This is a genomic window from Streptomyces sp. NPDC094032 (assembly GCF_040303965.1).
GTDB lineage: Bacteria > Actinomycetota > Actinomycetes > Streptomycetales > Streptomycetaceae > Streptomyces.
This window is the reverse complement of sequence record NZ_JBEOUE010000004.1, coordinates 323552-333154: the sequence shown is the minus strand read 5'-3', so window position 1 is coordinate 333154 and position 9603 is coordinate 323552. Positions and strand designations below refer to the sequence as shown.

The following is a 9603-nucleotide window of genomic DNA, read 5'->3' as shown; positions in this document are numbered from 1 at the left end:
GCATCGGCAACCTCTTCCTGGCCTACGCCGCCGTCCTGGTAGCCGGGCTCTTCACGCCGCCCCTGGAGGGCGGTCTGCGGGCCCTGTGGCCGAGCCCCGCACCCCCCACTACACCGGCACCCGCGCCCTGACCCGCCTCACCTTGGGCGGCGCGGACACCCTCGACCTGGCGACGTTCGGCGAGACGACCCCCGCCCCCGGCGACGACGTGATCCAGCTCACCGACGCCACCCGCCGCGCCTACCGCAAGGTCGTCGTCCGCGGCGACCGCCTGGTGGGCGGCGTACTCCTCGGCGACCTGACCTCGGTGGGAACGCTGGCCCAGACCTGGGAGGGCGACACCCCCCTCCCCCAGGACGCGAACCTGCTCCACCTGCTCACCCACGACGGAGGCTCCTGACATGCCGACCCAGCCCACCCGCCCCACCATCGTCCTGGTAGGCCACGGCATGGTCGGCCAGCGCTTCCTGGAGGCACTGGCCGACCGACAGGTCACCGCGAGGGCCAGGATCGTGGTGCTCTGCGAGGAACCGCGCCCGGCCTACGACCGCGTGCAGCTGACCTCGTACTTCTCGGGGAAGACCCCACAGGCGCTGTCGATGGTCGAACCGGGCTTCCTGGAGAGGCACGGCATCGAACTCCACACCGACACGGCGGCCCACACGATCGACCGGACGGCCCGCACGGTGACGACCACCTCGGGCCGGACGCTCACGTACGACACCCTAGTCCTGGCCACCGGCTCGTACCCCTTCGTCCCCCCGGTCCCGGGCAAGGACGCCACGGGCTGCTTCGTCTACCGCACGATCGAGGACCTGCTGGCGATCGAGGAGTACGCCAAGAACGCCACGACCGGCACGGTGGTAGGCGGCGGACTCCTGGGCCTGGAGGCGGCGGGCGCACTCAAGGGCCTGGGCCTGGACACCCACGTGGTGGAGTTCGCCCCACGCCTGATGCCGGTGCAGGTGGACGAGGGCGGCGGAGCGGCGCTGCTGCGCACGATCGAGCGCATGGGCCTGACGGTCCACACCGGAACGGGCACGCAGGAGGTCATCACCACAGCCGACAAGGTGACAGGCATGCGCCTCTCCGACGGCTCGGAACTGCGCACGGACATGGTGGTGTTCTCGGCAGGAGTCCGCCCCCGAGACCAACTGGCCCAAGACTGCGGCCTGACGGTGGGCGAGCGCGGCGGCATCACGGTGGACGAGCACTGCCGCACCTCAGACCCGAGGGTGTTCGCGATCGGCGAGTGCGCGCAAGCCTCGGACGGCCGGGTGTACGGCCTGGTGGCACCGGGCTACGAGATGGCCCGGACGGCGGCGGCGACGATCGCCGAGGAGCCGACGGACGGCTTCACCGGCGCGGACCTGTCGACGAAGCTGAAGCTGCTGGGCGTGGACGTGGCGTCCTTCGGCGACGCGCACGGCACCACGGACGGCTCCCTGGACGTCGTGTACGCGGACTCGCGCTCCGGCATCTACAAGAAGCTGGTGGTGGACACGGAGGGCACGCTGCTGGGCGGCGTCCTGGTCGGCGACGCGGACTCGTACGGTCTACTCCGCCCGCTGACGGGCACGAAGCCCCCGGTCTCCCCGGAGCAACTGGTACTCCCGGCTCAGGCGGGCGCGGGCTCGCAGGCCCTGGGCCCCACCGCACTGCCGGACGACGCGGTGATCTGCTCCTGCCACAACGTAACCAAGCACGCGATCACCCAGTGCGCGACGCTGCCCGAGGTGAAGAAGTGCACCAAGGCGGGTACGGGTTGCGGAAGTTGCGTCAAGCTGATCGAGAAGCTGCTGCCGGAGCCCGCCACCAAGGGCCTGTGCGCCTGCTTCCCGTACACCCGCAGCGAGCTGTACGAGATCGCCCGCACCCTCCGGACGACGACCTTCACCGAACTCCTGGACTCGCACGGCCACCCACAGGCGAAGGGCGGAGAGGGCTGCGAGACCTGCAAGCCGACGATCGGCTCGATCCTGGCGAGCCTGGCCCCGACGATCGGCGCGGACGGCTACATCCTGGACGGCGAGCAGGCCGCACTCCAGGACACCAACGACCACTTCCTGGCCAACCTCCAACGCAACGGCTCCTATTCGGTGGTGCCGCGCATCCCGGGCGGCGAGATCACCCCGGAGAAGCTGATCGTGATCGGCGAGGTGGCCCGCGACTTCGGCCTGTACACGAAGATCACCGGCGGCCAGCGGATCGACCTGTTCGGCGCCCGGGTCGAGCAGCTCCCGTCGATCTGGACCCGCCTCGTGGACGCGGGCTTCGAGTCGGGACACGCGTACGGCAAGGCGCTGCGCACGGTGAAGTCCTGCGTAGGGCAGACCTGGTGCCGCTACGGCGTGCAGGACTCGGTACGGACGGCGATCCTCCTGGAACTCCGCTACCGAGGCCTCCGCGCCCCGCACAAGCTGAAGTCGGCCGTCTCGGGCTGCGCCCGGGAGTGCGCGGAGGCCCAGTCGAAGGACTTCGGGGTGATCGCGACGGCCACCGGCTGGAACCTGTACGTGGGCGGCAACGGCGGCGCGACCCCGCGCCACGCGGACCTGCTCGCGCAGGACCTGTCGGACTCCGAACTGATCCGCCTGATCGACCGCTTCCTGATGTTCTACATCCGCACGGCGGACCGCCTGGAGCGCACGTCGGTATGGCTGGACCGCCTGGAGGGCGGCCTGGACCACCTGCGGGACGTGGTCGTGCACGACTCGCTGGGGCTGTGCGCGGAACTGGAGGCGCTGATGGCGGCGCACGTGGCCGGCTACCGGGACGAGTGGGCGCAGACGCTGGACGACCCGGAGCGGCTGCGCCGCTTCGTGTCGTTCGTGAACGCGCCGGAGGCACCGGACCCGACGGTGCGGTTCGTGCCGGAGCGCGACCAGATCAAGCCCGACCTGGAACTCCTGACCATCGGCACGCGCGAAGGGACCCCGACCCGATGATGCTCGAACTCTCCCACTCCGCCGACGCGTGGACCCCGGTCTGCGAGGAACACCGGCTCACCCCCGGCCGGGGCGTGGCGGCCCTGCTGCCGGACGGCCGGCAGGCGGCGGTGTTCAAGGACCGGACGGGCCGCGCGTACGCGATCGACAACCGCGACCCGTTCACGGGCGCGCAGGTGCTGTCGCGGGGCCTGACCGGCTCGGCGGCGGGCCGCCCGTTCGTGGCGTCGCCGCTGCTGAAGCAGCGCTTCGACCTGGAGACGGGCAGGTGCCTGGACGACGACGCGGTGTCGGTACGGGTCTACGAACTCCGCCTGACTTGACCGATCGTTCCAGAAAGGCATATCGTCCCCCCATGGCCAGGACAAAGGAATTCGACCCGGACGCGGCGCTCCGCTCGGCCCTCGACCTGTTCTGGGCACGGGGGTACGAGGCGACGAGCATGGCCGACCTGGTCGACCACCTGGGCATCGGCCGCGCGAGCCTCTACGCGACCTTCGGCAACAAGCACGAGCTGTACCTGAAGGCGATGGAGCGGTACGCGCAGACGCACGACCCGCGCCTGTTCGCGGAGCTGTCGGCGCCGGGCCCCGCCCTGCCGGCCGTCCGCGCCCTGGTGCGCCGCTTCGCCGCGGAGTCGGGCGCGGACGAGACCCGGCTGCGCGGCTGCCTGGTCACCAACTCGGCCGCCGAACTGGGCCCGCACGACGCGGGCGTGGCGCGCCGCGTGGAGCGCAGCTGGGAGCAGTTGGAGACGCTGCTGCACGCGGCGCTCACGCGGGCGGTGGCACAGGGCGAGCTCCCGGAGGACCGGGACCCGCGGGCGCTGGCGCGGATGCTGCTGGTGCTGATGCAGGGCCTGCGGGTGGTCGGCAAGGCGTCGAGCGACCCGGACAGGGTGCGCGACGCGGCGGAACAGGCGCTGACACTGCTCGACTGAGAAGAGGGCGCCGGGCGGCGCCCTTTCTTCGAACCTTATTCGGGAATGAACGGTCCATTACACTACGGGGGATCCATGCTCAGCACAAAGCCCGCTCCGGCACCGCCGGCACCGCCGACACCGAGGTCACTGCCAAAAGCGGCCCCCGCCTTCGCCCTCCTCGGCACCGTCCAGGCCACCCTGATCTTCACCCTCGCCGCCCTCGCCGTCCCGCTCCCCCGGATCGGCGCCGAACTGCGCCTGGACCGGGCCGACCTGATCCTGCTCAGCGCCGCGTACGGCCTGACCTTCGCCGGGCTGCTGCTGTTCGGCGGCCGGCTCACCGACCGGTACGGCGGGCGCCGGACGCTGACCACCGGGCTCCTCGTCTTCGGCGTCGCGTCCGCCCTCGCCCCACTCGCCGCCGGGTACGGCACGCTGCTGGCGGCCCGGTTCACCCAGGGGCTCGGCGCCGCGCTCGTGGCACCCGCGGCGATGGGCGTGCTGCGCGCCCTGTACCCGGCGCCCGCCGCGTACAGCAAGGCGATGAGCACGTGGGGCGGACTGGCCGTCCTGGGCGCGACGGCGGGCAACCTGCTCTCCGGGGTGATCTCGGCCGCCGCCTCCTGGCGCTGGACCTTCGCGGTCCCGGTCACCGTCACGGCCGCCGCGCTGCTCCTGGCCCCGAGGCTGCTGCCGGACACGGCACCGGAGAGGAACCGAGGACGGACCACCCGAGGCCTCGACCTCCCCGGCGCACTGCTCGCCACCACCGGCATCACCCTCGCCAGCTACGGACTCGTCCTCACCGACGCCCACCCCTGGGACTCCCCCGCCGTCCTCCTCCCGCTGCTGGTCGGCCTGACCCTCCTCGCGGGCTTCGCGCGGCTGGAACGACGAGCGCCGGACCCCCTCCTGCCGCCCGCGTTCCTGCGCGACCGCCGCCGGGGCGTGGGGCTCGCCGCCGTGGCGCTCACGGCGTCCGGCACCGCCGGTGTCTTCGTCCTGCTGTCGCTCGGCCTCCAGGAGGGCCGCGACTGGTCCGCGCTGCGCACCTCGGGCGCCTTCGTGCCGTTCGCCGTCGCACTGCTGCTCGCGGGCCGGGCGGCCGGGCCGCTGATCCGGCGGTACGGGGCGGGGCGCGCGACCGCCGCGGGCCTGGGCACCGGAGCCGTGGGCCTCGGGCTGCTCGCGGCCACCGGTCTCGACCCGGCGACGCCGTACGCGTACGGGCTGCTGCCCGGTCTGCTGCTGCTCCCGGCCGGTGCCGCCGTCTCCTTCGCGGGGGCGAGCGTGCTGGCCACGGAGGGAGTCCCGCCGGAGGACGGCGGCCTGGCGGGCGGGGTCCTGAACACCGCCATGGAGCTGGGCCCCACCGTCGTCTTCGCCGCCGTGCTGACCCTCGGCACGGACACCGCCTCGCTGGCGGCGACGGCCCTCGGCTTCGCGGCACTGGCCGCGACGGCCGCACGTACCAAGTGAACGTCCTCAAGTGAACCTTCCCACCAAGGAGTCGACCATGACACCCGCACGCTTCACCGACCGCACCGCCCTCGTCACCGGCGGCGGCTCCGGCCTCGGCCGTGCCATCGCGCTCGCGTTCGCCGCCGAGGGCGCGAAGGTCGCCGTCGCCGGCCGCAGCTCCGGCACGCTCGACGAGACGGTGGCGCTGATCGAGGCGGCGGGCGGCACCGCGGCGGCGTTCACCGCCGACGTGGCGGACGCCGCGTCCATGCGGCGGCTGGTGGGCGCGACGGTGGAGACCTTCGGCGGTCTCGACGTCGCCGTGAACAACGCGGGGGTGTTCCGTGGCGGTCATTCGGCCGCCGACTTCCCGCTTGAGGACTGGCACACGCTCCTCGACATCAACGTCACCGGCGTGCTGCACGCGCTTCAGGCGGAGATCGCCCACATGCGCGCCCACGGCGGCGGGGCGATCGTCAACATCTCCTCGAACCTGGGCCCCCATGTACGTATCCCGGGCGTCTTCGGCTACCAGGTGTCCAAGGCGGCGGTCTCCGCGCTCACCCGGGCGGCCGCCCTCGACCACGTGGCCGACGGCATCCGGATCAACGCGGTCAGCCCCGGTGCCTCGGAGTCCTCGATGTCGCTGCGGCCGGGCGAGACGGCGGCCGAGCGGGAGGTCCGGATGAAGGAGGAGTCGCCGCTGGGGCGGATCTCCTCGGCGGCGGAGGTGGCGGCGGCGGTGCTGCACCTGGCGTCCGACGCCGCCGGTTCGACGATCGGGGCGGACCTCGTCGTCGACGGCGGCGTCTCGGCCTGACAGCGTCCGCCGGGCGGGCTCAGCCCTGGACGGCGGCCGGGTCCATCCAGAAGACCTCCCAGTGGTGGCCGTCCAGGTCGGCGAAGGAACGCCCGTACATGAAGCCGTGGTCCTGCGGTTCCTTCGCCGCGCCGCCACCCGCCGCGAGGGCCGCGTCGACCAGCTCGTCGACGCCCTCGCGGGACTCGCGGCTGAGCGTGATCAGCACCTCGGTGCTCTTCGTCGCGTCGGAGACGTCCTTGCCCGGCGCGGTGAAGGTCCGGAACTTCTCCTCGGTGAGCAGCATGGCGAAGATCGTGTCGCTGATCACCAGACAGCCGGTCGACTCGTCCGAGAACTGCGGGTTGAAGGAGAAGCCCAGCTTGTTCCAGAACGCCTTGCTGGCGTCGAGGTCCTGGACGGGCAGGTTCACGAAGATCATCTGAGCCATGGTGTCGTCTCTCTCTTCTGTCACTTCCGTAGCAGCGCTTACGAGAGTTAAGACGGGGCGCGGCGACGAAACTCATCGCCGCGCCGAAACTTTTTTCAGATCATGCTTCAGACCACGTTCTGCACGGACGTCGTCCCCGCCCCGGAGTCCGCGACGGCGGCCACCCCCGCCCCCCGCCCGGTCAGGTCGTTGCCGACCAGCCAGGTGTCGGTGGAGCCCGCCATGACGCCGATCGCGGCGGCGGAGGCACCGCCGTTGACGGCGCCGACGGTGTTGCCCTGGACGAAGGTCCCGGCCGCGTTGCCGCCGACCCGGACGGCGTAGGCGGTGGCGCCGGTGATCCGGTTGCCGCGCAGGGTGGCGCCGCCGACGCCCGAGCTGATGCCGTAACCGGTCGTGGTGAGGACGGTGTTGTCGGCGACGAGGGTGCCGGTGGCGGCGGAGTCCACGCCGATGCCGTCGCCCTGGACGTCGGAGAGGTTGTTGCCGACGACGATGGCGTTCGGGGAGCTCTGGACGTGGATGGCCTGGCAGTTGCCGGTGGGGCTGGTGCGCAGGGTGGTGGTGACGGTGTTGCGGCTGATGGTGAGGCCGTCGGTCTGCGTCGCGTAGATCCCGGCCTCGCCCTTGACCGACTCGATCGTGTTGCCGGTGACGGTGACGGACCGGTGGCGGGCGCCGCCGGAGGGGACGGTGACCGAGATGCCGCCGCTGCCCTCGATGTTCCGGATGGTGTTGCCGGAGACGGTGATGCCGCTGAGGCCGTTGCCCTGGGGCGAGTTGAGGTAGACGGCGTGGGAGGCGGTGCTGGTGATCGTGTTGTCGGCGATGACCGAGTCCTGCCAGTCGGCGGCCCGGACACCGTACGCGCCGCTCTTCTCGACGGTGTTGCCGATGACCCGGATCCGCTTGTGGAAGACGCCCTTGGCGCCCCAGTGGTCCCCGCACAGCGCGCCGAACGGCCCGGTCGTCGTCCCCGGGCGCAGGGTGCAGCCGGTGATGAGGATGTCCTCGCAGGGGGTGGCGTCGTACGCGGGGGCGGGCAGGTTGCCCTGGGTGGCGCAGGTGATCTGGACGGCCTCCTTCGTGGTGAGGCTCGCCCCGTCGCCCGGGTGGTGCCCGTCGAAGACGCAGTTCACGACGGCCGCGTTCCGGACGGCGTTCAGCTCGACCGCGTGCGCGGAGGGGGTGTCGACGAAGGTGCAGTCCTTGACCAGGACGCCCTCGCAGTGGGCGAAGCCCATGGCGTCGCTCTGGGCGCTGAAGACCCCGCCGCGCATGTCCCAGGTGCCGCCGAGGACGGCGATCGAGCCCGCGCCCTCGTAGCCGTACACGGGCGTGACGGAGTCGAAGTTCTTCAGCAGGCCGCCGTTGTCCCCGGTCCGGACGATGCGGGCGCCGTACGCGGAGACGGTGGTCCCGGAGCCGACGACGAGCCCGGCTCCGGTCAGGTAGGTGCCCGGCGGTATGAGCAGGGTCGCCGGACCTCCCACACCCTTCACGGCGGCCAGCGCGCTCTTGAACGCGGCCGTGTCGTCGGCCGTTCCGTCACCCTTGGCACCGTGGTCGAGCACGCTGACGACGGTGCCGCCTGTGCCGCCGGTCCCCGCCGCGGCGGCGGGCTCCGCACCGAGGACGGCGCCACCGCCCCACGCTCCGACGAACCCGCCCATGGCCAGCATCAGCGAACGGCGCTCCACGCTGCTTCCCCCTCGTATCGATGTCGATCTTCGGAGGAGGAGGCTACGTCAGAGCCTGACCCGCAGGTCACCCAGCACCGCCTACGACGTGACCGTCCCGTTCCGCGCGTAGCAGCGCGTCTCACGGGGGGTCCGGCCCGCACCCCCGAGAAGGGCCGCGCCCAAGGGCGTGAGCGTATGCAGCACCGCGTTGCCGTGCCGCAGCGTGGCGACCAGACCCGCCTCGCGGAGCACGCCCGCGTGCTGGCTCGCGGAGGCGAGGGAGACCCCGGCCCGGCGGGCCAGTTCGCTGGTGGTGCCGCCGTCGCCGATGGCGTTGAGGACGGCGGAGCGGGTGTGGCCGACCAGCTTGGCGAGCGAGGGCAGGCCCGGCTCGCGCACGGTCGGCGCCTCGCTGTGGGTGACGGGGTAGACCAGCACCGGCGGCAGCCCGGGGTCGCGCAGGACGACCGGGGTGCCGCGGCAGAAGAAGGAGGGCTGGAGCAGCAGCCCGCGCCCGTCGAGGTGCACGTCCCGGTCGACGGGGTAGTCGGCCTCCAGGACGGGGCTGCGCCAGCGGAGCATCGGCGGCAGCGAGGCGAGGAGTTCCTCCGCGCCCCCGTCGAGCAGGGCCCTGCCCCGTACCGCCCGGTCGGCCTCGACCCGGGCCTGGATGTGCGACCAGTACGGTTCGACGGCGGCCCGGTGGTAGCCGCGCAGGGCGGCGACGAGCCGTCCCAGGGGCTCCGACGCGCCTTCCGCGAGGGCGCGCAGCGCGGCCGGCACGGCGGGGCGGCCGGCGCGGGCGGTCCGGGTGGCGCCGATCAGGGAGAGCTCGGCGTGGATCCGGCCCGGCGGGGTCGCGCGTATCGCGTCGAGGGCCTCATCGACGCCGAGGATGCCCTGCGGCGGGGTCAGGAAGTCGGGGAAATAGCCGCGGCCCGGAACGAGCGCGGCGAGCAGCCGGGTCTCGTCGCCCAGCCGTATGCGTGCTTCCGACCGCCATTCGCGGTAGACCACCGATCCGCGCCGGTCCCTTAAACGGTGAAAACTGAGAATCGTTTCCCAGAGAACGTCCGGCCGGGCGGCCATCCGGACCCCGGCCAAGTCGTTTCCGCTGAAATGAATCCGCAGCATGGAACCCCCACCTGTGCACTCGCAACCACCCCCGACGACGAGTATGCACAGCATCACTGCACGTTACCAGGGTGTTTCAGCCACACTTGAAAAGCCTCGCGGCGAACACAGGTCAACCGAAAAGCTGTGCGTGTCGGGCAGGAAACCTTCAGGACCGAGGTGACGTGGCGAAGACCGTGGGGGGCTTCGTCTCGTCCGGCGGCGGT

8 protein-coding genes and 1 pseudogene are annotated in these 9603 nt (G+C 72.2%); 6 read left to right on the top strand and 3 right to left on the bottom strand.

Features of this window, described 5'->3' with window-relative positions; translation table 11 throughout:
• From ABTZ54_RS09640 to ABTZ54_RS09615, 6 genes and pseudogenes are all read left to right on the top strand, one after another.
• Window positions 1-400: pseudogene (locus tag ABTZ54_RS09640) on the top strand (hypothetical protein); the annotation flags it as partial.
• Window position 401: 1 nt separating this feature from the next.
• The gene (nirB, locus tag ABTZ54_RS09635; protein WP_351659160.1) at window positions 402-2948 is read left to right on the top strand and encodes a nitrite reductase large subunit NirB; all 2547 of its coding nucleotides are present in this window, start codon (window positions 402-404) and stop codon (window positions 2946-2948) included.
• Window positions 2945-3271, top strand: a complete 327-nt coding sequence (nirD, locus tag ABTZ54_RS09630) for a nitrite reductase small subunit NirD (RefSeq protein WP_351659157.1) — start codon at window positions 2945-2947, stop codon at window positions 3269-3271. Before nirB ends, nirD begins: the two co-directional genes overlap by 4 nt.
• A 32-nt stretch (window positions 3272-3303) precedes the next feature.
• Window positions 3304-3888 (top strand): TetR/AcrR family transcriptional regulator, encoded by a 585-nt coding sequence (locus tag ABTZ54_RS09625; protein WP_351659154.1) that lies wholly within the window; start codon window positions 3304-3306, stop codon window positions 3886-3888.
• A gap of 75 nt (window positions 3889-3963) precedes the next feature.
• The gene (locus ABTZ54_RS09620; protein WP_351659151.1) at window positions 3964-5349 is read left to right on the top strand and encodes an MFS transporter; all 1386 of its coding nucleotides are present in this window, start codon (window positions 3964-3966) and stop codon (window positions 5347-5349) included.
• Between the two features lie 37 nt (window positions 5350-5386).
• A complete protein-coding gene (locus tag ABTZ54_RS09615) occupies window positions 5387-6151 on the top strand; it encodes an SDR family NAD(P)-dependent oxidoreductase (RefSeq protein ID WP_351659148.1) in 765 nt (254 codons plus the stop codon).
• A 19-nt stretch (window positions 6152-6170) separates the two neighbouring features.
• Here ABTZ54_RS09615 and ABTZ54_RS09610 read toward each other — a convergent pair whose 3' ends face one another.
• The 3 genes from ABTZ54_RS09610 to ABTZ54_RS09600 all read right to left on the bottom strand — a co-directional run bounded on the left by ABTZ54_RS09610 (window position 6171) and on the right by ABTZ54_RS09600 (window position 9397).
• A complete protein-coding gene (locus tag ABTZ54_RS09610; RefSeq protein ID WP_351659146.1) occupies window positions 6171-6581 on the bottom strand; it encodes a VOC family protein in 411 nt (136 codons plus the stop codon).
• A gap of 107 nt (window positions 6582-6688) precedes the next feature.
• A complete protein-coding gene (locus ABTZ54_RS09605; protein ID WP_351659143.1) occupies window positions 6689-8281 on the bottom strand; it encodes a right-handed parallel beta-helix repeat-containing protein in 1593 nt (530 codons plus the stop codon).
• Between the two features lie 81 nt (window positions 8282-8362).
• Window positions 8363-9397 carry an ArsR/SmtB family transcription factor gene (locus ABTZ54_RS09600; protein ID WP_351659140.1) on the bottom strand — a complete coding sequence of 345 codons (1035 nt, stop codon included), beginning with the start codon at window positions 9395-9397 and terminating at the stop codon, window positions 8363-8365.
• Window positions 9398-9603: the final 206 nt, after the last annotated feature.